This is a genomic window from Cellulomonas sp. P1_C4 (genome assembly GCF_056406355.1).
The window spans coordinates 35,344-59,804 of the sequence record NZ_JBFUAI010000015.1; the positions used below are offsets into that span (position 1 = coordinate 35,344).

22 protein-coding genes and 1 pseudogene are annotated in these 24,461 nt (G+C 74.4%); 15 read left to right on the forward strand and 8 right to left on the reverse strand.

Annotated features, from left to right (window positions below; genetic code table 11):
• Positions 1-48 precede the first annotated feature (48 nt).
• The 5 genes from hutI to hutH are packed head-to-tail and all read right to left on the reverse strand — an operon-like array spanning position 49 to position 6,860.
• The gene (gene hutI / locus AC1DYZ_RS13290; RefSeq protein WP_477065663.1) at positions 49-1,191 is read right to left on the reverse strand and encodes an imidazolonepropionase; all 1,143 of its coding nucleotides are present in this window, start codon (positions 1,189-1,191) and stop codon (positions 49-51) included.
• A complete protein-coding gene (locus tag AC1DYZ_RS13295) occupies positions 1,188-2,504 on the reverse strand; it encodes a formimidoylglutamate deiminase (protein WP_477065664.1) in 1,317 nt (438 codons plus the stop codon). The genes hutI and AC1DYZ_RS13295 overlap by 4 nt, the downstream gene beginning before the upstream one ends.
• Positions 2,501-3,664 (reverse strand): allantoate amidohydrolase, encoded by a 1,164-nt coding sequence (locus AC1DYZ_RS13300; protein WP_477065665.1) that lies wholly within the window; start codon positions 3,662-3,664, stop codon positions 2,501-2,503. The genes AC1DYZ_RS13295 and AC1DYZ_RS13300 overlap by 4 nt, the downstream gene beginning before the upstream one ends.
• Positions 3,661-5,325 (reverse strand): urocanate hydratase, encoded by a 1,665-nt coding sequence (hutU, locus tag AC1DYZ_RS13305; protein ID WP_477065666.1) that lies wholly within the window; start codon positions 5,323-5,325, stop codon positions 3,661-3,663. Before hutU ends, AC1DYZ_RS13300 begins: the two co-directional genes overlap by 4 nt.
• Positions 5,322-6,860 (reverse strand): histidine ammonia-lyase, encoded by a 1,539-nt coding sequence (hutH, locus tag AC1DYZ_RS13310; protein WP_477065667.1) that lies wholly within the window; start codon positions 6,858-6,860, stop codon positions 5,322-5,324. Before hutH ends, hutU begins: the two co-directional genes overlap by 4 nt.
• A gap of 82 nt (positions 6,861-6,942) precedes the next feature.
• Here hutH and AC1DYZ_RS13315 point away from each other — a divergent pair, with 82 nt between their 5' ends.
• Positions 6,943-7,677 (forward strand): IclR family transcriptional regulator, encoded by a 735-nt coding sequence (locus tag AC1DYZ_RS13315; protein WP_477065668.1) that lies wholly within the window; start codon positions 6,943-6,945, stop codon positions 7,675-7,677.
• Here AC1DYZ_RS13315 and AC1DYZ_RS13320 read toward each other — a convergent pair.
• Complete coding sequence (locus tag AC1DYZ_RS13320) at positions 7,674-9,068, reverse strand: NAD-dependent malic enzyme (RefSeq protein WP_477065669.1); 1,395 nt, start codon at positions 9,066-9,068, stop codon at positions 7,674-7,676. The genes AC1DYZ_RS13315 and AC1DYZ_RS13320 overlap by 4 nt on opposite strands.
• Before the next feature lie 34 nt (positions 9,069-9,102).
• On the opposite strand from AC1DYZ_RS13320, the gene AC1DYZ_RS13325 reads away from it, so the two are divergent.
• Positions 9,103-9,927, forward strand: coding sequence for a Fic family protein (locus tag AC1DYZ_RS13325; RefSeq protein WP_477065670.1), 825 nt, complete (start codon positions 9,103-9,105; stop codon positions 9,925-9,927).
• Positions 9,928-10,196: 269 nt separating this feature from the next.
• Here the strand turns inward: AC1DYZ_RS13325 and AC1DYZ_RS13330 are convergent, their stop codons facing one another.
• The gene (locus AC1DYZ_RS13330; protein WP_477065671.1) at positions 10,197-11,018 is read right to left on the reverse strand and encodes an HAD family hydrolase; all 822 of its coding nucleotides are present in this window, start codon (positions 11,016-11,018) and stop codon (positions 10,197-10,199) included.
• Between the two features lie 233 nt (positions 11,019-11,251).
• Here AC1DYZ_RS13330 and ssd point away from each other — a divergent pair, with 233 nt between their 5' ends.
• From ssd to AC1DYZ_RS13365, 7 genes and pseudogenes are all read left to right on the forward strand, one after another.
• The gene (gene ssd, locus AC1DYZ_RS13335; protein ID WP_477065672.1) at positions 11,252-12,013 is read left to right on the forward strand and encodes a septum site-determining protein Ssd; all 762 of its coding nucleotides are present in this window, start codon (positions 11,252-11,254) and stop codon (positions 12,011-12,013) included.
• Entirely contained in the window at positions 12,010-13,185 is a 1,176-nt protein-coding gene (locus AC1DYZ_RS13340; protein WP_477065673.1) for a TadA family conjugal transfer-associated ATPase, read from the forward strand. Before ssd ends, AC1DYZ_RS13340 begins: the two co-directional genes overlap by 4 nt.
• 558 nt (positions 13,186-13,743) lie before the next feature.
• The gene (locus AC1DYZ_RS13345) at positions 13,744-14,061 is read left to right on the forward strand and encodes a hypothetical protein (protein ID WP_477065674.1); all 318 of its coding nucleotides are present in this window, start codon (positions 13,744-13,746) and stop codon (positions 14,059-14,061) included.
• On the forward strand, positions 14,058-14,621 hold the full coding sequence (locus AC1DYZ_RS13350) for a type II secretion system F family protein (RefSeq protein ID WP_477065675.1): 564 nt from the start codon (positions 14,058-14,060) through the stop codon (positions 14,619-14,621). Before AC1DYZ_RS13345 ends, AC1DYZ_RS13350 begins: the two co-directional genes overlap by 4 nt.
• 272 nt (positions 14,622-14,893) lie before the next feature.
• Complete coding sequence (locus AC1DYZ_RS13355; protein WP_477065676.1) at positions 14,894-15,220, forward strand: DUF4244 domain-containing protein; 327 nt, start codon at positions 14,894-14,896, stop codon at positions 15,218-15,220.
• A complete protein-coding gene (locus AC1DYZ_RS13360) occupies positions 15,217-15,561 on the forward strand; it encodes a TadE family type IV pilus minor pilin (protein WP_477065677.1) in 345 nt (114 codons plus the stop codon). Before AC1DYZ_RS13355 ends, AC1DYZ_RS13360 begins: the two co-directional genes overlap by 4 nt.
• A pseudogene (locus tag AC1DYZ_RS13365) lies at positions 15,468-15,884 on the forward strand (Rv3654c family TadE-like protein); the annotation flags it as partial. The gene AC1DYZ_RS13360 and the pseudogene AC1DYZ_RS13365, both read left to right, overlap by 94 nt.
• 114 nt (positions 15,885-15,998) lie before the next feature.
• On the opposite strand, the gene AC1DYZ_RS13370 reads toward AC1DYZ_RS13365, so the two are convergent.
• Entirely contained in the window at positions 15,999-18,698 is a 2,700-nt protein-coding gene (locus tag AC1DYZ_RS13370; RefSeq protein WP_477065678.1) for a DEAD/DEAH box helicase, read from the reverse strand.
• A gap of 364 nt (positions 18,699-19,062) precedes the next feature.
• On the opposite strand from AC1DYZ_RS13370, the gene AC1DYZ_RS13375 reads away from it, so the two are divergent.
• The 6 genes from AC1DYZ_RS13375 (at position 19,063) to AC1DYZ_RS13400 (ending at position 24,326) form a co-directional block, all read left to right on the forward strand.
• Positions 19,063-19,830, forward strand: a complete 768-nt coding sequence (locus AC1DYZ_RS13375; RefSeq protein WP_477065747.1) for a LamB/YcsF family protein — start codon at positions 19,063-19,065, stop codon at positions 19,828-19,830.
• Between the two features lie 40 nt (positions 19,831-19,870).
• Positions 19,871-20,512, forward strand: coding sequence for a 5-oxoprolinase subunit B family protein (locus AC1DYZ_RS13380; RefSeq protein ID WP_477065679.1), 642 nt, complete (start codon positions 19,871-19,873; stop codon positions 20,510-20,512).
• A complete protein-coding gene (locus tag AC1DYZ_RS13385; protein WP_477065680.1) occupies positions 20,509-21,372 on the forward strand; it encodes a 5-oxoprolinase subunit C family protein in 864 nt (287 codons plus the stop codon). Before AC1DYZ_RS13380 ends, AC1DYZ_RS13385 begins: the two co-directional genes overlap by 4 nt.
• Before the next feature lie 115 nt (positions 21,373-21,487).
• Positions 21,488-23,281, forward strand: coding sequence for a ribonucleoside triphosphate reductase (locus AC1DYZ_RS13390; protein ID WP_477065681.1), 1,794 nt, complete (start codon positions 21,488-21,490; stop codon positions 23,279-23,281).
• Positions 23,278-23,931, forward strand: coding sequence for an anaerobic ribonucleoside-triphosphate reductase activating protein (locus AC1DYZ_RS13395; RefSeq protein ID WP_477065682.1), 654 nt, complete (start codon positions 23,278-23,280; stop codon positions 23,929-23,931). Before AC1DYZ_RS13390 ends, AC1DYZ_RS13395 begins: the two co-directional genes overlap by 4 nt.
• A gap of 56 nt (positions 23,932-23,987) precedes the next feature.
• A complete protein-coding gene (locus AC1DYZ_RS13400) occupies positions 23,988-24,326 on the forward strand; it encodes an STAS domain-containing protein (RefSeq protein WP_477065683.1) in 339 nt (112 codons plus the stop codon).
• Positions 24,327-24,461 lie beyond the last annotated feature (135 nt).

Sequence of the window (24,461 nt, forward strand, 5' to 3'; positions counted from 1 at the left end):
GCGCGCGAGGAGAAGACTTCGTTGCGGTGGGCGCAACAAAGTCTTCACCTAGAGCGTCAGCGCCCGCGCGATCGGGACGCCCGGGCGGTAGGCCAGGTGGCGGTGGGTCGGGGCGTCGAGGACGGCCAGGTGGGCGCGGGCGCCCAGGCGCAGGTGGCCGATGTCGTCGCGACGCAGGGCGTGCGCGCCGCCGAGCGTGGCTGCGCGGACGGCTTCGGCGACCGTGAGGCCCATCTCGCGGACCGCCAGCGCGATCATCAGGGGGATCGACGTCGAGAAGCACGTGCCCGGGTTGCAGTCGGTGGCCAGGGCGACCTCGACGCCCGCGTCGAGCAGGCGGCGGGCGTCCGGGTACGGCGAGCGGGTGGAGAACTCGACACCGGGCAACAGGGTGGCGACCGTGTCGCTGCCGGCCAGTGCCGCGACGTCGGCGTCGGACAGGAACGTGCAGTGGTCGACGCTGGCGGCGCCGAGCTCGACGGCGAGCTGCACGCCCGGGCCGTGGCCGAGCTGGTTGCCGTGAACACGCAGGCCGAGGCCGGCCCCGGCCGCGGCCTTCAGCACCGCGCGGGCCTCGTCTCCGTCGAACGCGTGCGGGCTCGCCGGCTCGCAGAAGACGTCGGCCCAGCGGGCGTGCGGCGCGCAGGCCGCGAGCATCGGGCCGGTCACCAGGGCGAGGTAGTCGGCGCGGTCGATGCCGGACGGGACGACGTGCGCGCCGAGGAACGTCGTCTCGGGCGTGACCTCGCGGGCCAGGCGGAGCAGGCGCTGCTCGCTGGCGACGTCGAGGCCGTAGCCGCTCTTGATCTCGAGGGTCGTCGTGCCCTGGGCGCGGGCCTCGGCGACCAGCGTGCTCAGGCGTGCGCGGAGGTCGTCGTCGGACGCCGCGCGCGTCGCCGTGACCGTCGTCGCGATGCCGCCGCCCGTGTACGGGGTGCCGGCCATGCGGGCCTCGAACTCGGCGGAGCGGTCACCTGCGAAGACCAGGTGGGTGTGGCTGTCGACGAAGCCGGGGATCACCGCGGCGCCGCCGACGTCGGTCCTGTCGTCGGCCTCCGGAGCCTCGCGCGCGGGCCCGACCMAGGCGATCACGCCGTCCTCGGCGACGAGCGCGGCGTCGAGCAGCGCGCCGTCGAACCGCCCGTCGTGCGTGGTGAGCTCGCCGATGCCCGTGACCAGGTGCGACGTCATCGGGTCCCCTCCCACGCGGCGGCGATCGCCGAGCCCAGCATCGCGCCGACGTCGCCGAGTACGTGCTGGCCGTCCGCGACACGCACGACGCCGCCGACCACGACGGTGTCGATGTCTGCGCTGCCCGCGACGAGGACGAGCTGCGCCGGGTCGGCACCCGCCGTCCGCGGGGTGTCGGTGCGGACGGCGACGAGGTCCGCGGGGGCGCCCTCTTGCAGCCGGCCGCCCGTGGGGTCGCCGAGGCTCGCGTGGCCGCCGGACGTGAGGAGGTCGAGGAGCTGAGCGGGCGTGAAGACGCCGCGGGACTCGCCGGCGAGGCGCTCGTGCATCTCGACGGACCGGGCCTCCGCGAGCAGGTCGGTGCGCACGTGCTGGTCGCTGCCGACGGACAGCCGAGCACCCGCGCTCCGCAGCAGGTCGCCGGGGGCGATCCCGTCGCCGAGGTCCTGCTCGGTCGACGGGCACAGGCAGACGCCGGTGCGGGTGGACCCGAGGATCGCGACGTCCTCCGGGGTGACGTGCACCGCGTGGACCGCGGTCGTGTCAGGGCCGAGCGCCCCTGCGTCCTCCAGCACCCGCGCCGGCGTCGCGCCGAACGTGGCCAGCGACTGCTCGTTCTCCAGGCGCTGCTCGGAGAGGTGGACGTGCAGCGGTCGGCCCGTGGCGTGGGCGGCGATCGCGGGGATCGCGTCGAGCGGGACCGCGCGGACCGAGTGGATCGCGGCGCCGACCGTGAGGGTGTCGTCGGGGCGGATGGCGGCGACGCGGGTGGCCCAGGCGTCGGCGTCGTGGTCACCGAACCGGCGCTGGGTGCCCTCGAGCGGGGCGTCGATGCCGCCCGTGAGGTACGCCGTGTCCAGGAGAGTGATGCGCAGGCCGGCATCGCGGGCCGCGGTGCGCAGGGCCTCGGCCATGACGTTCGGGTCGTCGTACGGGGTGCCGCCGGGGGCGTGGTGCAGGTAGTGGAACTCGCCGACCGCGGTGACGCCCGCGAGGACCATCTCGGCGTAGGCCGCGCGGGCGAGCGCGAGGTAGGTGTCCGGCGTCAGCGTCGCGGCCAGGGCGTACATCCGGTCGCGCCAGGTCCAGAACGTGCCGCCGTCGTCGTGCGTCCGGCCGCGGAGCGCGCGGTGGAACGCGTGGGAGTGGGTGTTGGCGAAGCCGGGCAGGACGACGCCGGGGAGGCGATGGTCGGCCTCGTCGGCACGGACCCCCGCGGACACCTTGGTGATGCGACCGTCGGCGACCGAGATGCGGACGTCCTCGGCGAGCCCGCCGGGAAGGTGTGCGTGCGCCGCCCAATAGGTGGTCACGAGAGCAGCCGTTCGAGGGTGGCCGTGAGCGCGTCGATGCCGGCCAGACAGTCGGCCTCGTCGGCGTCCTCCGCGGGCGCGTGCGAGATGCCCGACGGATTGCGGACGAAGAGCATCGCCGTCGGGACGCCCGCGGCGGCGAGGATGCCGGCGTCGTGGCCGGCGCCCGTGCCGAGGCGTGGCGGGTCGTCCAGGGCGTCCGCGATGACGTCGGCGAGGTCGGCGTCGAGCAGCGTGACCGGGGTCCAGGACTCCTCGGCGGGTGCGTAGTCGTTCAGCGACGAGAGCACCTCGCGGACCGCCGACTCGTCCTCCGCGCGGACGTCCAGCCAGGCCGTGACCTGCGACGGGATCGCGTTGACGCCGTTCGGTTCCACCTGCAGCTTGCCGACGGTCGCGAGCGCGCCGGCGTCCTGCGCCGCCGACCGCACGTGCGCGATGAACGCCGCGAGGTCGAGCATCGGGTCGCGACGGTCGGCCAAAGGCGTGGTGCCGGCGTGGTTGGCTTCGCCGCGCAGGTCGACCCGCCAGCGGCCGTGCGGCCAGATCATCCGGCCGACGCCGACGGGGTCACCCGTGTGCACGAGGCCGCGGCCCTGCTCGACGTGCAGCTCGACGAAGGAGGCGATGCGGCGGAGGGTCTCGTCGTCGCGGCCGACGGTCGACGGGTCGCGACCGGCTCGCGTGAGCGCCTCGGCCATCGTGACCCCGTCTCCGTCCTTCAGGCCCCTCGCTCGATCCGGGTCGAGCACCCCGGTGATCAGCCGCGACCCGGCACAGGCGACGCCGAAGCGGGCGCCCTCCTCGTCGACGAAGTTGGCGAGGCCGAGCGGCCTGCTCGGCTCGAAGCCGCGTGAACGGAGCGCGTCCAGGGCCGCGAAGCCACTGACGACGCCGAGCGGGCCGTCGAACGCGCCGCCGCCGGGCACTGAGTCGAGGTGGCTGCCGGTGACGATCCCCGGAGTCGTGTCCGGGTCGCCCCACCAGGCCCACTGATTCCCGGCGCGGTCGGTCGTGACGGAGAGTCCGCGGGCCTCCGCCTCGCCGGCGAACCATTCGCGCAGTACGTGGTCCTCGTGCGTCCAGGCGAACCGGCGGTAGCCGCCGTCGGACGCGCGGCCGACGGGCTCGAGGTCGGCCCACGTGCTCGCGAACGTCACGCCCCACCCTCCCGCATCGGCACGCGCAGCCCGTGGGCGGCCGCGACCTCGTCGGCCCGCGGGTAGCCGGCGTCGACGTGCCGCAGGACGCCCATGGCCGGGTCGTTGGACAGCACCCGCGCGAGCTTGCGGGCGGCGAGCTCGGTCCCGTCGGCGACGGAGACTTGCCCGGCGTGGATCGAGCGGCCCATGCCGACGCCGCCGCCGTGGTGGATCGATACCCACGTGGCGCCCGACGAGGCGGCGACCAGGGCGTTGAGCAGGGGCCAGTCGGCGATGGCGTCCGAGCCGTCGGCCATGCCCTCGGTCTCGCGGTACGGCGACGCGACGGAACCGGCGTCGAGGTGGTCGCGGCCGATGACGAGCGGGGCTGCGACGGAACCGTCCGCGACGAGCTCGTTGAACCGCAGCCCGGCGACGTCTCGCTCGCCGTGCCCGAGCCAGCAGATGCGCGCCGGGAGGCCCTGGAACGCGACCCGGTCCTGGGCGGCGCGGATCCAGCGGTGCAGGTGGTCGTTGTCGGGGAACAGGTCGAGCACGGCCTGGTCGGTGACGGCGATGTCGCGGGGGTCGCCGGACAGCGCGGCCCACCGGAACGGTCCCTTGCCCTCGGCGAACAGCGGACGGATGTAGGCCGGCACGAAGCCGGGGAAGTCGAACGCTCGGTCGTAGCCGCCCTGGCGGGCCTCGTCGCGGATCGAGTTGCCGTAGTCGAACACCTCGGCGCCGGCATCCATGAACCCGACCATCGCGCCGACGTGCCGGGCCATCGACGCGCGCGCCCGTTCCGTGAACTCCTCGGGCTTTGCTGCCGCGTAGGACGCCCAGTCCGCGACGTCGACGCCGACCGGGAGGTAGGACAACGGGTCGTGTGCGGATGTCTGGTCGGTGACGACGTCGACCTCGACGCCGCGCTGCAGCAGCTCGGGCAGGACGGCTGCGCAGTTGCCGACGACGCCGACCGACAGTGCTCGCTTCTCCCTGCGCGCTGCGGTGACCAGCGCTATCGCCTCGTCGAGACTCGTCGCGACCCGGTCGAGGTAGCGCTCGCGGACCCGCCGGTGCAGCCGCTCGCCGTCGACGTCGACGATCAGGCACGCGCCGCCGTTGAGGGTCACCGCGAGCGGCTGCGCGCCGCCCATCCCGCCGCAGCCACCGGTCACGGTCAGCGTGCCGGCGAGCGTCCCGCCGAACCGCTTGGCCGCCACCGCGGCGAGCGTCTCGTACGTGCCCTGCAGGATCCCCTGCGTGCCGATGTAGATCCACGAGCCGGCAGTCATCTGCCCGTACATGGTCAGGCCGAGCTGCTCGAGCCGGCGGAACTCGGGCCAGGTGGCCCAGTCGCCCACGAGGTTCGAGTTGGCGATGAGCACGCGCGGCGCCCACTCGTGGGTCTGCAGCACGCCGACCGGCTTGCCCGACTGGACCAGCAGCGTCTCGTCGTCGCCGAGCGTCGTCAGGGTCCGCACGATGCCGTCGTACGCGTCCCACGACCGGGCCGCCTTGCCCGTCCCGCCGTACACGACCAGGTCGTCGGGGCGCTCGGCCACCTCCGGGTCGAGGTTGTTCATGAGCATCCGCAGCGGGGCCTCGGTCTGCCAGCTGCGGGCGGTGAGCGTGGTGCCGCGCGGGGCGCGGACGGGGCGGGGGCCGGCGGTCATGAGCGAGCTCCTGTCAGTGCGGCGGCGATCTTCTCGTCGCGGACGGCGTCTGCTGCCGTCTCGAGGTCGGGGGAGAGGTACGTGTCGGGGCCGGGGCCGGGGATGCCGGCCTCCCGCAGCAGGTCTCGGACGGCTCTCGTCACGGGCGAGGGGGGCAGGGGCGCGCGCAGGTCCTGCGCGCGGGCGGCGGTGAGCACCTCGATGCCGAGCACGCGGGTCAGCGCGTCGAGGGATCGGCGCAGCTTGCGGGCCGCGTGCCAGCCCATCGAGACGTGGTCCTCCTGCATCGCCGACGACGGGATCGAGTCGACGCTCGCCGGCATCGCCAGACGCTTGAGCTCCGTGACCAGCCCGGCGGCCGTGTACTGCGCGATCATCAGGCCGGAGTCGACGCCGGGGTCGTGCGCGAGGAACGCGGGCAGGCCGTGGTTGCGGGCGACGTCGAGGAACCGGTCGGTGCGGCGCTCGGACATGCTCGCGACGTCCGCGACCGCGATGGCCAGGAAGTCGAGCACGTAGCCGACGGGGGCGCCGTGGAAGTTGCCGTTCGACTCCACGCGGCCGTCGTCGGTGATCACGGGGTTGTCGACGGCGGCGGCGAGTTCGCGCTCGGCGACGTCCCGCGCGTGCTGCGCCGTGTCCCGGGCCGCGCCGTGCACCTGCGGCGCGCAGCGCAGCGAGTAGGCGTCCTGCACGCGGGTGCAGTCCGGGGTCTTGTGGCTTGCCATGATCCCGGAGCCGTGCAGGACCGCGCGGATGTTCGCGGCCGAGGTCGCCTGGCCGGGGTGCGGGCGCAGGCCCTGGAGGTCTGCAGCGAAGACGGCGTCCGTGCCGAGCAGCGACTCGACGCTCATCGCCGCCGCGACGTCCGCCGTGGTCAGGAGGGTGTCGAGGTCGTGCAGCGCGAGCGCGAGCATGCCGAGCATGCCGTCCGTGCCGTTGATGAGGGCGAGGCCCTCCTTCTCGGTGAGCGTGACGGCTTTCAGTCCCGTCGCCGCGGCCGGCATGAGCGTGCCGGTGGCGTCGCGGACCTCGCCCTCGCCCATGAGCGCCAGTGCGCAGTGCGCCAGCGGGGCGAGGTCGCCGGAGCAGCCGAGCGAGCCGTACTCACGGACCACGGGCGTGACGCCGGCGTCGAGCATCACGGCGTATGCCTGCGCGGTCTCGGGTCGGACCCCGGTGTGGCCGGTGGCCAGGGTCGAGAGGCGCAGGAGCATGAGCGCGCGGACGACCTCGCGCTCGACCTCGGGGCCGGTGCTCGCGGCGTGCGAGCGGACGAGGCTGCGCTGGAGGTCGCGGCGCTTCTCGGCAGGGATCGAGAGCGTGGCCAGGGCGCCGAAGCCGGTGGAGATGCCGTAGTGCGGCTGGGTGTCCCTGGCCAGGTCGTCGACGACCGCGCGGCCGCGGGCGATGGCCGCGAGGGCGTCGTCGGCAATCGTCACGCCCGCGCCGTATCTGGCGACCGCGACGATGTCGGCGATCGAGACGGGGCCCGTGCCGACGACGACGGTGTCGGTGGCAGCAGTGGTGCTCATGGTTCATGACACCGCTCGAGGGCGCGCGCTCCTAGGCTGTCGCGGGCGATACCGTCTGGTATCCCAGATACGTGGAGCTGACGTGAGCGATGTGCCGGCCGCCGACGCCACCCTCCGGCTGCTGCGCCACCTCTCGCGCACCGGCCCGCTGCCCGCCGCCGCCCTGGCGGCGGCCCTCGACCTCCCGCGGTCGACGACCTATCACCTGCTCGCGGTCCTGGCCCAGCACGGGTTCGTCGTCCACCTCCCCGAGGAGCGTCGGTACGGTCTGGGGCTCGCCGCCTTCGAGCTCGGGTCCGCGTACTCCCGCCAGGCGCCGCTGGCCCGCGCCGCGCGGCCGGTCCTCGCGCGGCTCGTCGACCAGGTCGGGGAGAGTGCGCACCTCGCCGTCCTGCACGGGCGGGACGTGCTCTACGTCGTCGAGGAGCGCGCCGCAGGTCGGCCCGTGCTGGTGACGGACGTCGGCGTGCGGCTGCCGGCGCACCTCACGGCCAGCGGGCGCGCGATCCTCGCCGACCTGCCGTCATCCCAGGTCAGGGCGCTGTTCCCGAGCCGGGAGGCGTTCGTCGACCGGACGGGCGTCGGGCCTCGTCGCCTCTCGGAGCTCCGGACGGTCCTCACCGAGGTCCGACGGGTCGGCTGGGCGCAGGAGCGCGGGGACGTGACCGCGGGCTTCGCGTCGGTCGCGGTGGCCGTCCGCGACCACACCGGGTTTCCGATCGCGGGGCTCGCGGTCACGTTCGCGGACGGCGAGGTGCCCGAACCGCTCGCCCGCGCAACGCAGCGTGCGGCGGCCGAGCTGTCTCGTCGCGTCTAGACCTCGATCGGGGTCTGCGCCGCCTTCGTGACGGCCGCCGCGACGACCGTCGTGACCTCGGGGTTGAACACGCTGGGCACGATGTACGTCGGGTTGAGCTCGTCGTCCGTGACCACCGAGGCCAGCGCGTACGCCGCCGCCAGCAGCATCCGGCTGGTGATCCGGTGCGACTGGGCGTCGAGCAGTCCGCGGAAGACGCCCGGGAAGGCCAGCACGTTGTTGATCTGGTTGGCGAAGTCGGAGCGGCCGGTGCCGACGACGGCTGCGTACTGCGCCGCCTCGTCCGGGTCGACCTCGGGCCGGGGGTTGGCCAGGGCGAACACGATCGAGTCCTTGGCCATCGTCGACACGTCGTGACCGGTGATGACGTCCGGGGCGGAGACGCCGATGAAGACGTCGGCGTCCTTGAGCGCGTCCGGGATCGACCCCGTGATGCCGCGCGGGTTGGTCATGCTCGCCGTCCAGAACAGGGACTCGTCCAGCCCCGGTCGGTCCGCGCGGATGACGCCCTCGATGTCCGCGACGACGACGTCCTTCGCGCCCGCGGCGAGCAGCAGCTTGAGCACGGCCGTGCCCGCGGCGCCGGCGCCGGAGAGCACGATCCGCACCGTGCCCAGGTCCTTCTTGACCACCTTGAGCGCGTTGGTCAGCGCCGCGACGACGACGATCGCGGTGCCGTGCTGGTCGTCGTGGAACACCGGGATGTCCAGGCGCTCCCGCAGCCGGCGTTCGATCTCGAAGCACCGCGGCGCCGAGAAGTCCTCGAGGTTGATGCCCGCGAACACGGGCGCGATCGCGCAGATGGTCTCCACGATCTGGTCGACGTCCTGGGTGTCGAGCGCGATGGGGAAGGCGTCGATGCCCGCGAACCGCTTGAACAGGACCGCCTTGCCCTCCATGACCGGCAGGCTGGCCAACGGACCGATGTTGCCGAGCCCCAGCACCGCGGTGCCGTCCGTGACGACGGCGATGGTGTTGCGCTTGATGGTGAGCCGGCGCGCGTCCTCCGGGTGGGCCGCGATGGCCTCGCACACGCGCGCCACGCCCGGCGTGTAGACCATCGACAGGTCGTCGCGGTTGCGCAGCGGGACCTTGGACTCGATCGACAGCTTGCCGCCGATGTGCATGAGGAACGTGCGGTCGCTGACGCGGTCGACGACCACGCCCTCGAGGCCTTTGAGGGCCTCCACGATGTCGGCCGCGTGCTGCTCGCCGCGCGTCGCGCACGTGACGTCGACGGTCATCTGCTCGTGTCCCGACGCCGTGACGTCGAGGGCGGTGACGATGCCGCCGGCCTTCTCGATCGCGGTGGTGAGCTCGCTGACGGCGGTCGGTCGGGCCTGCACCTCCAGCCGTGCCGTGATGGACGAGGAGACGCTCGGTGACACCATCTCGCCATTGTGGCCTCTCTCGTAGGGTGGGCGCGTGCATGACCCCCTCGCGCCGCTGCTGGACCTTCCGGGCGTCGCCGACGCGGTCGAGCGGGCCCGCGTCGCGTGCGAGGAGCTGCGCTGGCACGAGGCCTATCGGCGGCGCTCGCAGGAGGTGCGGGCCGAGGCCGGCCTGCGGGTGACCCGGTCGTCGTGCGCGATCGAGGGCGTGCGGGTCCCGCTGTCCTTGGTCCGGTCGCTGGCCACCGAGGGCGGTCACGCGCCGGTCGTCGTCGGGGGGCTGCGGGCGACCGCGCTGGTGGAGAGCCTCATGCCGTCGCTGGGTTCGCGGGGTGCGGCTCCGCTGCCGCCGCTACGCCAGCTGCTGGTGCGCGTGCACGTCGCGGCTGCCGGCGGGTGGCTGTCCGAGGCAGACATCGGACTCCTGCGGGCCGTCGAGCAGCCGCAGGACCTCACCGGTCTCGGGTGGGCGCCCGTCGGCGACGAGCTGGCCGCGCGTGTCGATCTGCTCGACCAGACGCTGCGCGCGACGAGCGTGCCGGCCCTCGTCGTCGGCGCCGTCGTGCAGGGGGAGCTGCTCGCGCTGCGGCCGTTCCGCGCCGGGAACGGGCTGGTCGCCCGCGCCGTGGCGCGCCTCGTCCTCACGGCCCGCGGTCTCGACCCGACCGGTTCGGTGGTCGCGGAGGCGGCGTGGGCGGCGGCGCTGAACCCGTACCTCGGTGCGGCGGCGGGGTTTGCTTCCGGGACTCCCGACGGGGTCGCCGGGTGGCTGCGGTCGTACGGCACCGCGGTGGTCGAGGGGGCGCTCGAGGCCCGCGCGGTCGCGGACGCGGTGCTGGCGGGGTCGTTGGCGTCCTAGGCAGAACGAACGACGGCGCCCCAGGGGCGCCGTCGCCAACAGCCGACCGGAAGGTGATCAGGCGTGCACCGGTGTCGGTCGCGACGGGACCAGCCCGGTCGACCTGCCCATAGGTGGGCTCTCCTGCGCGTGGGTACCCTCGCGGTCATGCAGTTGTGATCCCTTGGTACCCCAGGTCCGCGACGAGCGAAACCCCAGACGGTGACGGCGCAGGCCAGGCGTCTGCGCCCGCCGGATGCTGGGACGTCCGTCCGTGATGCGGGACGCCGTCAGGCGCGACGCCGCTGCCGACGGACGAGGATCCACGTGAGCACGAGGGCGGCCACCACGAGCGCGATCCCGCTCGCGGACGCGATGCGCGCGGTCTTCTTGAAGGAGAACAACGCCACCGGTCGGACGAAGGACAACGTGCCCCAGCCGCGCTCGAGGGCGAGCCGGCGCAGCGCCTTGTCGGGGTTCACCGCGAACGCGTGCCCGACCGTGCCGAGCATCGGTGCGTCCGTGATCGAGTCGGAATAGGCGTAGCTGGCGTCGAGGTCGTAGCCCTCGACCTGCGCGAGCTCGCGGATGGCCGACGCCTTGTTCTCGCCGTACGCGTAGAAGTCGATCTCGCCGCTGTAACGGCCGTCGACCACGTTCATCCGGGTCGCGATCACGTGGTCCGCGCCGAGGACCGCCGCGATCGGCTCGACCACCTCGCCCCCCGACGCCGACACCACGACCACATCCCGGCCCGCGGCGTGATGGGCCTCGATCAGCGCGACGGCCTCGGCGTACACGGTCGGGTCGATCGACTCGTGCAGCGTCTCGGCCACGATGGCCGACACCTGCGCGACGTCCCACCCGGCGACCATGCGCGACAGCTCGGCGCGCAGGCGCTCCGTCTGGCCCTCGTCGGCCCCGCCGAGCAGGTAGAGCACCTGCGCGTACGCCGTGCGCACCACGGACCGGCGCGTCAGCAGGCCCCGCGCCAGGAACGGGCGGGAGAAGGCGGTCGCCGACGACGTCGCGATGATCGTCTTGTCGAGGTCGAAGAACGCGGCCTCGCGCGGCGACGGTTCGGCGTCGCCCTGCGTGGGGTGCTCGTCCATGCTGCTCCGGGCCTCGGTCGTCGGGCGCGCGCGACACCGGGAGGTGGCGTGCGGTTCGCCGCGAGCCTAGTGGCCGGTGCCGACACGTCGCCGTCGGTGCCCGGGCCGTCCACAGCCCACGCGTGCGCGACCGCGTCCACGGGTTCGCCCGCGCCCGGACCGCGACCGGCCCGGCCGGGGCAGTGTTCCTCGTGCGCCGGCGGTCGGGTCGGGCAGGACGGAGAGGTGCACCGATGACCCCCCTCGCGGTGGCCCGCGCCGGCCTCCCCTCCCCGCCGTCGGCCGCGACGTCAGCACGGCGAGCGCTCGTCGTGGGTGTCGTCGGCGGCCGCGGTGGTGCCGGTGCCTCGACGCTGGCCGCGGCCGTCGCCCGTCGCTTCGCGCGGGAGACCGCAACCGTCCTGGTCGACCTCGACCGCGCGTCCGGTGGGATCGACGTCCTGCTCGGGCTCGAGGCTGCGGACGGCGTCCGATGGCCCGACCTCGCGGACGCGCGCGGTGACGTCCCCGGCGCCGACGTGCTGGCGCTGCTGCCGCGGTGGGGTCCGTGCGCGGTCCTCAGCGCCGACCGCGAGCGGCCCGGGGCGCCCGAGCCGGCGGTCGTCGCCGACGTCCTGCACGCGCTGACGCTCGAGGCGGGAGTGCTCGTGCTCGACCTGGACCGAGCGGCGACGGTGGCGGGGGAGTCGGTCGCGGCCGTGTGCGACGCCGTCCTCGTCGTGGCGCCGCGGGACTTGCGCGCAGTCGCCGGGATCCTCGCGGCGCGGCCACGGCTCGACGCGGTGCCGGCGTGGCTGGTCGTGCGCGGTCCCGCACCGGGTGGGCTCGGCACCGCGGACCTGTCCGCCGCGGTGCGGCTCCCGGTGCTGGGGACGCTGCCGACGGAACGGGGTGTCGCCGCGGCGCTCGAGCKCGGCGGGGTGCCGAGCCGAGGTCGCCTCGCGCGCGCCGCGGCCCGGCTCGTCGGCGCCCTCGAGCGGGAGCTCGGGAGATGAGGTCCGTCGGACCCGCGTTCCTCGACGCCGTCCGGGCGCGCGTCGGGCTCGACGTGGAGGCCGTCGGGGCGGCCGTCGAGGCCACCGCGCGCGACGTCGGCGCGGTGCTCGGGTCCGCCGCCCTGGGGTCGGTGACCCGGGCGGTCCGCGACGAGCTCTTCGGTGCGGGCCGGCTGCAGGCGTTCCTCGACGATCCCGAGGTCACGGACGTGCTGGTCAACGGGCCGCACGAGGTGTGGGTCGAGAGAGCGGGCCGGCTGGCCCTGACCGGAGTGGACCTCGGGGGTGCCGACGAGGTGCGCGCCCTGGCGGTGCGGCTCGCGGCAGCCGCCGGCCAACGTCTGGACGACGCCTCGCCGGCCGTCGACGGAAGGCTGCCGGACGGGACCCGGTTGCATGCCGTGCTGCCGCCTGTCGCCGACGCCGGTGCCCTGATCAGCCTGCGCGTCGTGCGGGCGCGAGCGTTCACGCTGGATCAGCTCGTCGCGTCCGGAACGCTGGCGACCGCCCTCGTCCCGGTGGTCCGGGCGCTCGTGGCCACCCGCGCCAACGTGCTGATCTCGGGCGCGACCGGCTCTGGCAAGACAACCTTGCTCGCGGCGCTGCTCTCGCTGGTGCCGCCGGACGAACGCATCGTGGTGGTCGAGGAGGCCGGCGAGCTCTCTCCGGCGCACCCGCACGTGGTCCGGCTGGTCGCCCGCCAGGCCAACGTCGACGGCGCCGGCCGCGTGGACCTCACAGACCTCGTCCGGCACGCCCTGCGCATGCGGCCCGACCGGATCGTGCTCGGCGAGTGTCGCGGCGCTGAGGTCCGCGAGGTTCTGGCCGCCATGAACACCGGGCACGACGGCGGGTGCGCGACGGTGCACGCCAACGCCGCCGCAGACGTGCCGGCGCGGCTCGAGGCGCTCGCGGCGTTGGCAGGGATGTCGCGCGACGCCGTCGCGGCGCAGGCGTCCAGCGCGTTCGACGCCGTGCTCCATCTGCGCCGGGCCGCTGCGGACCGGGGTCGGCGGTACCTGGCGGAGGTCGGCGTCGTCCGGCGCGACGCGTCCGGGGCGCTCGAGGTCGCGTGCGCGCTGCGCTGCGACCCGGCCGGCGTGACCGAGTCCGGGCCGGGGTGGCCCGAGCTCGCCGCGCGGCTCGGGCTCGCGGCGGGCGGCGCGCGGTGAGGTCTCGGGAGATCCGTGTGGTGCGCTGTGCGTGCAGGCGGTGGCGCCCGGCTCCGGGTTGCGGCGATGGGTGTGGCGCGGTGAGCGTGCGGGTCGGGGTCACCAGCCTCGGATCTGCCGAGACCGGTGAAACGCGGTGACCGTGCGGGTCGGGGTCACCAGCCTCGGATCTGCCGAGATCGGTGAACCGCGGTGAGCCTGCTTGTCGGGCTGCTCGTTGCGCTGGCGATCGGCGTCGCCGGTGGCCCGCGCGGGCGGCCGATGCRCGGCGGCTTGGCTCGGACCGCACCGCGCGCCGGTCCCGGGCCTGCCGGTCCGACGAGCGCCGACCTCTCGGCCGTCCTGCTCGCGACCTCCGCGCAGCTGCGGGCCGGGGCGAGTCCGGCCGATGCGTGGGGCAGGGCACTTGGCCGCCCGTCGGCAGGATCGGTGCCGACCGAGGAGACGCTCCTCGCGGCCACGGTTGGCGCCCGCTCGCGGTCGAGGCGGGTTGCGCGTTCGGGGAGGCGGCGACGCAACCGCCCCGCGGACGGCGACCGTCAGCGAGCGCGAGCCGTCGTGGCGGCGGCCCGGCTGTCCGACGACCTCGGGGCGCCGCTGTCCGGCGTTCTCGACCGGATCGCCGCGGCGGTGGCGGCAGACGAGGAGGCCGAGGGCGAACGCCGCGCCGCGCTGGCCGGTCCGCGGGCGACCGCCCGGGTGCTCGCGTGGCTGCCGCTGCTCGGGCTGCTGCTCGGCGGGCTGCTGGGCGCGGATCCCGTGGGCGTCGTGCTGTCCGGCGGTCCGGGGACGGCGGCGGCGGTCCTCGGCGGCATGCTGCTCCTGCTCGGCCGGTGGTGGACCGCCGCTCTGCTGCGCAGGGMTGCCCGCCCGTGACGCCCGTCGCGCTTGCGGTCGTGATCACGCTGGCCATCGGCGCGGCGACCGGGCCGTGGTGGTGGGTGAGCAACTTCTCGGTGCAGCGCCAAGCGTCGAACGCACCGCTTCCACGTCGTTCACCCGGAGTCGCGGCGGTGGACGCCGTCCTGCTCCTCGACCTGCTGGACGTCGCGGTCGCAGCGGGTGCGTCCGTGCCTCGGGCGTTGTCGGCCGTGGGCGCGGCCGTCGGGGGAGCTCAGGGAGCGACCTTGGCCCGGGGCGGCACTGCGCTCCTCCTGGGTGCGCCCTGGCAGTCGGCGTGGGCGGGCGCCGCGGCCCCGCTGGCCGAGGTCGTGGACGTGCTGGAGGCCAGCTGGACCACCGGCTCGGCGCCCGGACCGGCCTTGCGCGCACGAGCGGAGCAGCTTCGGCGGGACCGGCGTACTCGAGCCCGGACCGCCGCCGGCGCGCTCGGGGTGCATCTCGTCCTGCCGCTCGGCCTCTGCTTCCTGCCCGCATTCGTGCTTCTCGGCCTGGTGCCGATGGTGCTCAGCCTGGCGGGCGACCTGCTCGGGTGATCGGCGATTGCGCTCGCCGCCAATGCGGTGAGCAGAGACTCGATCGCGGCCAGCTGTACGTCCGTGACCACGGCGAAGCGTTCCGTGCCCGCGAGCGCCGTGTGCGAGCGGCGTCTTCGCGCGGACGCCGTTCCTCGGCCGCCCGAGCCGTCCACAGCCCGCCCGTCGGAGGTGCGGTCCACCGTTTCCTGGCTGGGGCCCTTGTGCGCACGTCGGGCGGCCGACGCTGGTGTGACGCCGGACCTTCACGGCGCAGGGCGAGAGGAGAGGTCATGACGATCGAGACGACCGGTGCGCGTGTGTGCGACCTGCAGGACTTGAACGAGCCCGCACACGAGGGCGGTGTGGTGGCGGCGGATCGCGGCACTGCGCGCTGCCGATCGCGAGGTCGGGCGGTCCTGCCGCAGTTCGTGGCCGCCTGGCACGCCCGCGGTCGGCACCTCCGCGGGGAGCTGGCCGAGGCCGGGATGGCGACCGCCGAGTACGCGATCGCGACCCTGGCCGCGGTGGGCTTCGCGGGGCTGCTCGTGGTGATCCTCAAGGGGAACGAGGTGAAGGGGCTGCTGTCGGGGATCATCCGGCAGGCGCTGTCGCTGTGAGTGCCGCGCGGCGGAGGGACCGCGGGAGCGTCACCGCCGAGCTGGCGGTCGGGCTGCCGGCAGTCGCGCTGTTCCTCGTCGCGCTGCTCACGATCGCCTCGGCGGCGGTGGCGCAGACCAGGTGCACCGATGCCGCGCGCGCCGGCGCGCGGGCCGCGGCACTGGGGGAGCCGGACGGGACCGTGACCGCGACGGCCCGCCGGGTCGGCGGAGAAGGGGCCACGGTCGCCGTGAGCCGCGCGGGTGGATGGGTCACGGTGGACGTCTCGGATGCCGTCGGCTCGTGGCAGGGGTCGCCCCTGCGAGCCCACGCGTCGGCCGTCGCTCGGGTCGAACCGTGACCGGTGGCGGGACGTCCGACCGCGGCTCGGGCACGGTGCTCCTGCTCGCGCTGGTGGCGGTGTCCGGGGTCGTCGCGGCGCTGCTCGGGCTGCTCGCGTCGGCTCAGCTCGCGCGCGGACGGGCGCAGACGGCAGCCGACCTCGGCGCGCTCGCCGGAGCCGCCGAGATTCTCGCCGGGACCGGCGCGGACCCATGTGCCGCGGCCGGCGAGGTCGTCCGTCGCAACGGCGGGCGGGTCACCGAGTGCGTGGACGAGGGAGCCGGAGTGCTGCGCGTGCGGGTCGTCGTGCACGCCGCGGCCGGAGAGGCCACGGCCGCCGCGCGCGCGGGGCCTTCGTCGGCTCGGGACGCTTCGAGCCGAGGACACCCGGCGGCCCGGACAGGCTCGAACCGGGTCAGCGATCACGGTCTAGGCGGCGATAGCAGGCTGCCGGGGTCACGGACGAGGCGCGTGAGCCAGGACGGCGTCCAGGAGGCGGATCGCCGCGGCCTTCTCCAGCGGGTTGTTGGCGTTGCCGCACTTGGGCGACTGGACGCACGCGGGGCAGCCGGAAAAGCAGCGGCAGGCGGCGATCGCGTCGCGGGTGGCCCGCAGCCACGTGGCCCCGAGCGTGAACCCGCGCTCCGCGAAGCCGGCGCCGCCCGGGTAGGCGTCGTGCACGAACACGGTGGCCTGCTCGGTGTCGACGTGCAGCGCGGTGGACAGGCCGCCGAGGTCCCAGCGGTCGCACGTCGCCAGCAGGGGGAGAAGGCCGATGGACGCGTGCTCCGCGGCGTGCAGGGCGCCCGGTGCGGTCTCGACGGTGACGCCGGCCGCCAGCAGCACCTCGGCCGGGGCGGTCCACCAGACGGCCGTCGTGCGCAGGGTGCGAGCGGGCAGGTCGAGCTCCTCGCTGCCCAGCACCTGCAGGTCGAGGATGCGTTTGCGTTGGTAGCCGAGGACCTTCGTCGTCACGTCGACCGAGCCGAACCCCCAGGTCACCGGACCCCACGGGACCTCGGCATCGACGGACTGGATCTCGGTCGTCGTGACCCAGCGCGCCCACGTGCCGTAGTCGACGTCGCGGCGCGTGACCAGGGCGACGCCGTCCTCGAGGCGCAGCTCGTCGACGACGAAGGTGGCGCCCTGGTGCACGTAGACGGCACCGTCGTGGACGGTCGAGTCCGCCGACCCGGCGTCGACCGTGCCGAGCAGCCGACCGGTGACGGACTCGACCACGCGCACGGGATCGCCTCCGGATCCGCGCAGGTTCGTGAGTCGGCTGGCCGGCTCGTTGTGCGTCCAGTACCAGCCGGAGGGTCGCCGCCGCAGGGTGCCCCGCTCGACCAGCTCGCCCAGCAGCTCGCCGGTGCGGGGACCGAACAGGTCGAGCTCGTCGGCACGCAACGGCTGCTCGGCCGCAGCCGCGCACAGGTGCGGCGCCAGCACGTACGGGTTGGTGGTGTCGAAGACCGTCGCCTCGACCGGGGTGTCGAAGATCGCCTCGGCGTGGTGGATCAGGAAGGTGTCGAGCGGGTCCTCGCGGGCGACGAGGACCACGAGCCCGTCGGTACCGGCGCGCCCGGCCCGACCGGCCTGCTGCCAGAGCGACACCCGGGTGCCCGGCCATCCCGCGATGAGCACGGCGTCGAGGCCCGAGATGTCGACGCCGAGCTCGAGGGCGTTCGTCGTCGCGAGCGCACGCAAGGAGCCGGACCTGATTGCGGCCTCGAGCGCGCGGCGCTCCTCGGGGAGGTACCCGCCGCGGTACGCCGACACGGACCGCGCCAGGGTCGGGTCGATCTCCTCCAGGTGCGCGCGCGTGGTGGCCGCGACCGACTCGGCACCGCGGCGCGACCGCGTGAACGCGAGGCTGCGGGCGCCGGCGGCGGTGAGGTCGGCCAGGAGGTCGGCGATCTCGGCGGTCGCGGTCCGGCGGGGACGGTCGGCGGGTTCGGCGACGACGCGCTCGCCGGTGCCGAGAGGGCCGGAACCCTCGGTCGTGGGAAAGACCTCGGCGAGCAGATCGGCCAGCACGACGGGGTCGTCGGCCGCCGAGGCGCCCCCTGCTGGCGCCGCGTCCGGCCGCGGGTGGTCCGCGTCCGTGCCCGCCGACGCCCGAACCGCGGCGGAACCGTCGGCGCCGGACGGGTCGGTGCCGGCGAGGGGAGCCCCCCAGACATCGTCGGGACCAGGCAGGCTCAGGTCGTCCAGCCCACGGGTCACGTGCGCCGGCAGGGCGAGCGGCGTGGCCCAGGGGTCGTCGGCAGGGAGGAGGGACGACCATGGCGCGTCCGTGCCGGGCAGCTCGGGCGGCTGCCAGAGGACGAACGTCTTGCGGCCGGCGGGGGAGGCGTCGGCGGTGACCGCCGTGACGTCCGACGGGTCGACGCCGATCAGTCGCGCGGCGCTCGCGGCGGGGTCGGAGGTCGTCGCGGAGGCCATGACGAAGGTGGGTGTCGCGCCGTAGGACGCGGCGAGTCGCCGCAGGCGCCGCAGGACGAGCCCGACGTGCGCGCCGAAGACGCCCCGGAACGCGTGGCACTCGTCGACCACGACGTACCGGAGCGAGCCGAGGAGCCGGGCCCAGCGCCGGTGCTGCGGGAGCAGGGCGAAGTGCAGGAAGTCGGGGTTGGTGAGCACGACGTCGGCGTACTCCTGCACCCAGCGGCGCTCCTCGAGCGACGTGTCGCCGTCACAGGTCGCCACCCGCACGTCGCGCGTGTGGCCGGCGACGAGGAGCCGGTCCAGGGCGGCGAGCTGGTCCGCGGCGAGCGCCTTCGTCGGGCAGAGGTAGAGCGTGGTGGCCCGGCGGCTGACGTTCTCGATGCGGCCTGGATCGAGGAGCGCGCCCGCCGCCGCGGCGCGGGTGGTCGACAGTGCGGGCAGCCAGAACGCGAGCGACTTGCCGGAGCCGGTCGCGGTGGCCAGGACGGTGTGCCGGCCGGACCAGGCGGCGTCGGCGGCCTCGACCTGGTGAAACCACGGCCGGTCGACGCCGAGTGCGCGGTACCCGTGCACCAGGTCGGGGTCCGCCCAGGCCGGCCAGTCCGCCTGCGTGCCCGGACGGGCCGGGATGTGCCGGATGTGGGTCGCCCTGTCGGTCCGTCGTCCGGCGGCGAGCAGCACGTCGAGCAGCTCACCGGTTCCCACCACGCCGCCATCCTCGCACCGGGCACGGACGCGGCTGTCCGGCGCGAGCGGGGATGGCGGCGCGGGCGGTACGCACGCAAGAGCGGTATGCACAGCGAGAGCGGTACGCACAGCGAGAGCTGGACGCACAGCGAGAGCGGTACGCAAGGCGAGAGCTGGACGCACAGCGAGAGCTGGACGCACAGCGAGAGCGGGACGCGAGGCGAGAAGTGGATGCACAGCGGTAGCGAGAGAGGGCGCATAGGGAGAGGACCGCCCCGGGCGAGCGGCCGCGTGAGACACGGAGGTGTCAGTCGTGGTGCGGCACGCCGAGCTCGCCATCTCGATCCCTGCAGCCACGGGCGGCCCGGAGCGGCAGGATCGGGGGATGGGCCAGCGCATCGATCTCAACTGCGACCTCGGCGAGGAGCTCGACGCGTGGGTGCCGGGCGTCGACGGCCTCGACGCGCAGCTGCTCGACGTGGTGAGCAGCGCCAACGTCGCCTGCGGGTTCCACGCGGGCGACGCGCGGATCATGGCGGCGGTCTGCCGGGCCGCCGCGGAGCGCGGTGTGGCGATCGGCGCCCACGTGTCCTACCTCGACCGGGAGCACTTCGGCAGACGGTTCCTCGACGTGCCCGCGGACGTGCTCCGGGACCAGGTGGCGCACCAGATCGCGACGCTGCAGGAGATCGCGCGCCGCGAGGGGACGCGGGTGGCCTACGTGAAGCCGCACGGCGCGCTCTACAACGCGGTCGTCCACGACGATGGGCAGGCGCAGGCGGTGATCGACGCGATCGAGCACCTGCCGGTGGTCGGGCTGCCCGGCTCTGCCGTGCTCGACGCAGCGGCGGCGAAGGGGCTGCGGGCGATCAGGGAGGCGTTCGCCGACCGCGGGTATCGGCCCGACGGCACGCTCGTGCCGCGCTCCGAGCCGGGGGCGCTCGTGACGGGCGCCGACGAGGTGGCGTCGAGGGTCGTGCGGATCGCGGTCGAGGGCATGGTGCGCGCGGTGGATGGCACCGACGTGCGGGTGCCCGCCGAGTCGGTGTGCGTGCACTCCGACACCCCGGGTGCCGCGGCGCTCGCGGTCTCCGTGCGTGCCGCGCTCGCCGGGGCCGGAGTAGACGTCGCTCCGTTCGTGGCGGCGGTGTGAGGCAGGGGTCGCGGTCCCCGAGGTCGGGGAGGATCGACGCATGACCGACGCGCGCGAGCCGCGGGTGCTGCCGTATGGGGACGACGCCGTGCTGGTCGAGCTGCCCAGCCTGGCCGCGGTCCGCGCGCTCGACGATGCGGTCCGGGCGGCGCGCGGATCGGACCCGGACGCGGCGACGATCGTCGACCAGGTGCCCGCCGCGCGCACGCTTCTGCTGCGGGTGCGCGACGGAGCCGAGGCCGGCGACCTCCCCGTGGCGCGCTGGTGGGCGGCGCGGACCGAGGGCGCGCGGGCCGACGGCGGACCGGAGATCGTCCTGGACGTCGACTACGACGGCCCGGACCTCGCCGACGTCGCTCGGCTGACCGGGCTCAGCGAGGGCGACGTCATCGATCGGCACACTGCGGCGCACTACACCGTCGCGTTCGGCGGATTCATGCCCGGCTTCGCGTACCTCACCGGATTGGACCCGGCGCTGCGTGTGCCGCGGCTCGACCGACCCCGCGAGCGCGTGCCGGCGGGCTCGGTGGCGATCGCCGATGAGTTCAGCGCCGTCTACCCCGCGGCGACCCCGGGCGGCTGGCGGCTGCTGGGCCGATGTGACGCCGCGCTGTTCGACGTCGACCGCGAGCCGCCGGCGCTGCTGCAGCCCGGCACGCGCGTGCGGTTCGTGGCCCGATGACGGGCGCGTTCGAGGTCGTCGAACCCGGCCTCCTCACGCTCGTCCAGGACCTCGGGCGACCGGGGTGGGCGCACATCGGCGTGGGGCGTTCGGGGGCGGCCGACGCCGGTGCGCTTCGCCTGGCCAACCGGCTCGTCGCCAACGACGAGGGCGCCGCCGGCCTCGAGGTCCTGCTCGGCGGTCTGCGCCTGCGCGCTCGCGGCGACCTGACGGTGGCGCTCACGGGCGCGCGCGGTTCGGCGTGGCTCGACGACAGACCAGTGGGACACGAGGCCGTGCTCGAGGTGCCGGCGGGCGCGGAGCTGAGGCTCGGGACCGTTGCGGTCGGCGTGCGGACGTACGTGGCGGTGCGCGGTGGAGTCGACGTGCCGGCCGTGCTCGGCTCGCGGAGCACGGACCAGCTGGCCGGCCTGGGGCCCGACCCGCTCGCGGCGGGTGACGTCCTGCCGATCGGTCCGGCGCCCGACCGCTGGCCGCTGGTCGACGTCGCGCCCGTCCATGCCTGGCCGGACCGGTTCGAGCTGCCCGTGGTGCCCGGACCGCACGCGGACTGGTTCGACGACGCCGTTTCGCGGCTGGTGCGGGAGGAGTACCACGTGGCACCGGCGACCAACCGGGTGGCCGTGCGCCTGTCGGGTCCGGCGATCCCGCGCACGCCCGAGAGAGCAGGCCGCGAGCTCCCCTCGGAGGGCCTCGTCGTCGGGGCCGTGCAGGTGCCGCCGGACGGGCAGCCCGTCGTCTTTTCCGTCGACCACCCGGTGACCGGCGGCTACCCGGTCGCCGCGGTGGTGCGCCGGCACGCGCTCGGGCTGCTGGGGCAGCTGCGCCCCGGCGACCCGGTGCGGTTCGTGCGGGGGTGACCTCCAGCGACACGCCGCGGATGTCGAGCGGGAACAGGACGTAGGTCCCCCCGCCGCGGACGAACCCCGGCATAGAACTGGCGCACCCGGTCCCCGACGACGAGGAGTGCCAGACATGTCCGAGCGAGTGGTCGTCGAGGTGGGGTCGTCGATCGACGAGTACCTCGACCGCAGCGACTGGCGCGTGGCCGCCAACGCCAACCAGGGCTACTCGCTGGGCGGTCTGATCCTGCAGACCAGCGGCAAGGTCGTCGCCAACTACTGGCTCAGCCACGTCTACCCGCCCGAGATCGGCCGCGCGCACCGCGACGGCGACCTGCACATCCACGACCTCGACATGCTCTCCGGGTACTGCGCCGGCTGGTCGCTGCGGACGCTGCTCGCCGAGGGCCTCAACGGCGTGCCCGGCAAGGTCGACGCCCGGCCGCCGCGGCACTTCAGCTCGGCGATCGGGCAGATCGTGAACTTCCTGGGGACGATGCAGAACGAGTGGGCCGGCGCGCAGGCGTTCAGCTCGTTCGACACCTACATGGCGCCGTACGTGCGGCTCGACGGCCTGACCTACGCGCAGGTGCTGCAGGGCGTCCAGGAGCTCGTCTACAACCTCAACGTGCCGTCCCGGTGGGGCACCCAGACGCCGTTCACCAACCTCACGTTCGACTGGACGTGCCCCGACGACCTGCGCGACGAGGTGCCGCTCGTCGCCGGCGAACCGTGCGAGTTCACCTACGGCGAGCTGCAGCGCGAGATGGACCTCATCAACCGGGCGTACATCGAGGTCATGACCGACGGCGACGCCTCGGGCCGGGTCTTCACGTTCCCGATCCCGACGTACAACGTCACCAAGGACTTCGACTGGCACTCCGAGAACGCCGACCGCCTGTTCGCGATGACCGCCAAGTACGGTCTGCCGTACTTCCAGAACTTCCTCAACTCCGAGCTCAACCCCGGCGACGTGCGCTCGATGTGCTGCCGCCTGCAGCTGGACCTGCGCGAGCTGCTCAAGCGCGGTAACGGGCTGTTCGGGTCGTCGGAGCAGACGGGCTCCATCGGCGTCGTGACCATCAACTGCGCCCGCCTCGGGTACCTCTACGACGACGAGCAGACGCTGCTCACGGAGATGGACCGCCTGATCGACCTGGCGTGCGCGTCGCTGGAGCTCAAGCGCACGCTCATCCAGCGGCTCATCGACGACGGGCTGTTCCCGTACACCCGGCGCTACCTCGGCACGCTCGAGAACCACTTCTCGACCATCGGCGTCAACGGCCTGCACGAGATGGTCCGCAACCTCACGGGCGACCGCTACGGGCTCGTCGACCACCGCGGCCACGCCCTCGTCGTCCGCGTCCTCGACCACGTGCGCGCCCGCATGGTCGAGCTGCAGGAGGCGACGGGCCACCTGTACAACCTGGAGGCCACGCCGGCCGAGGGCGCGACGTACCGGTTCGCCAAGGAGGACCTGCGCAGGTTCCCCGACATCCTGCAGGCCGGCACGCCGGACCACCCGTACTACACGAACTCCTCGCAGCTCCCGGTCGGGTACACCGACGACCCGTTCGACGCGCTGATCCGCCAGGACGAGCTGCAGACCAAGTACACCGGCGGCACGGTCCTGCACCTGTACATGGCCGAGCGCCTGTCCAGCCCCGACGCGTGCCGGACGCTGGTCCGCCGCGCGCTGTCGAGCTTCCGGTTGCCGTACCTCACCGTCACGCCGACGTTCTCGATCTGCCCGAGCCACGGCTACCTCGCCGGCGAGCACCCGACCTGCCCGACGTGCGCCGAGGCGTGCGAGGTGTGGACGCGGGTGATGGGGTACCACCGGCCGGTGAGCTCGTTCAACGTGGGTAAGCAGGGCGAGCACATCGAGCGGGTGCCCTTCCGGGAGCGCGCGGCCGCGCTGGTATGAGCGACCTGGCGATCGCCGGCCTGGTGCCGCTGTCGTCGTGCGACTGGCCGGGCCGCCTCGTCGCGACGGTCTTCCTGCAGGGCTGCCCATGGCGGTGCACGTACTGCCACAACGCGGCGATCCTCGACCCGCGCGTGCCGGGCACCGTGCCGTGGGCCGACGTCCTCGACCTCCTGGGGCGGCGGGTCGGGCTGCTCGACGGCCTGGTCTTCTCGGGCGGGGAGCCGACGAGGCAGGCCGGGCTGGTCGACGCCGCGCGCGACGTCCGCGCGGCGGGGTTCGGCGTCGGGCTGCACACGGCGGGCGCCTACCCGCGCCGGCTGGCCGCGGTGCTCCCGCACGTCGACTGGGTGGGGCTCGACATCAAGGCACCCGCAGGGCTCTATCGCGCGATCACCCGGGTCGGGGGGCCGACGACGAGCGCCGACGCGGCGTTCGCCTCGCTCCGGCTCGTGCTGGACGCGGGAGTCGCGGTGCAGGTCCGCACGACCGTCGACCCGACCGTGCTCGGCGCCGGCGACGTCGCGGCGCTGGGGTCGGTCCTGGCCGACCTGGGCGTCCGGGACCACGTCCTGCAGGAGGTCCGGCCGGACGGGACCACGGACGAGTACCGAGCAGCCCTGGAGAACTCACAGCGGTTGCCGGGGTAACCCGTCTTCGTCGTGGGCCCCCACTCTGTTATGAATGGCCCAGAGGGGAGCCGACCGTGGTGGATGTGCGTGTGACCAGCCGGGACGTCGGTCCTCGGACGGTCGTCGACGTCGAGGGCGAGATCGACGTGTCGTCCGCCGACGCCCTGCGCGACCAGCTCGCGGAGCTCCTCGACCGCGACCGCACGGACCTCGTCATCGACCTGCGCTCCGTCACGTTCATGGACTCGACCGGCCTCGGCGTGCTCGTCGGCACCCTGAAGAAGGTCCGGATCGCCGGCGGTCAGCTGCAGCTGGTCATCGACTCCGAGAAGCTGCTCAAGGTCTTCCGCATCACCGCGCTGCTGCAGGTGTTCACGGTCCACGAGACGGTCGAGGCTGCGCTCAGCGCCTGACGCCCACCCTGGCCGTCCGCGAGCAGACGGGTGACATTCGCCAGCGGTCTGGTTGCCGGCTGACGACCCGAGGGACACGCGCCCCGACTCGCTCTCCCAGGTCGCCCGTTCCCAGTTGTCTCGTCACTCACCGAG

Excerpts from the sequence above, each read along its gene's own strand:
- hutU (WP_477065666.1), bottom strand. The coding sequence starts at position 5,325 with ATGACCGCCGGCCCCCGCCCCGTCCGCGCCCCGCGCGGCACCACGCTC.
- hutH (WP_477065667.1), bottom strand. The coding sequence starts at position 6,860 with ATGAGCACCACTGCTGCCACCGACACCGTCGTCGTCGGCACGGGCCCC.
- AC1DYZ_RS13320 (WP_477065669.1), bottom strand. The coding sequence starts at position 9,068 with ATGGTGTCACCGAGCGTCTCCTCGTCCATCACGGCACGGCTGGAGGTG.
- AC1DYZ_RS13330 (WP_477065671.1), bottom strand. The coding sequence starts at position 11,018 with ATGGACGAGCACCCCACGCAGGGCGACGCCGAACCGTCGCCGCGCGAG.
- AC1DYZ_RS13340 (WP_477065673.1), top strand. The coding sequence starts at position 12,010 with ATGAGGTCCGTCGGACCCGCGTTCCTCGACGCCGTCCGGGCGCGCGTC.
- AC1DYZ_RS13355 (WP_477065676.1), top strand. The coding sequence starts at position 14,894 with ATGACGATCGAGACGACCGGTGCGCGTGTGTGCGACCTGCAGGACTTG.
- AC1DYZ_RS13375 (WP_477065747.1), top strand. The coding sequence starts at position 19,063 with ATGGGCCAGCGCATCGATCTCAACTGCGACCTCGGCGAGGAGCTCGAC.
- AC1DYZ_RS13380 (WP_477065679.1), top strand. The coding sequence starts at position 19,871 with ATGACCGACGCGCGCGAGCCGCGGGTGCTGCCGTATGGGGACGACGCC.
- AC1DYZ_RS13385 (WP_477065680.1), top strand. The coding sequence starts at position 20,509 with ATGACGGGCGCGTTCGAGGTCGTCGAACCCGGCCTCCTCACGCTCGTC.
- AC1DYZ_RS13390 (WP_477065681.1), top strand. The coding sequence starts at position 21,488 with ATGTCCGAGCGAGTGGTCGTCGAGGTGGGGTCGTCGATCGACGAGTAC.
- AC1DYZ_RS13395 (WP_477065682.1), top strand. The coding sequence starts at position 23,278 with ATGAGCGACCTGGCGATCGCCGGCCTGGTGCCGCTGTCGTCGTGCGAC.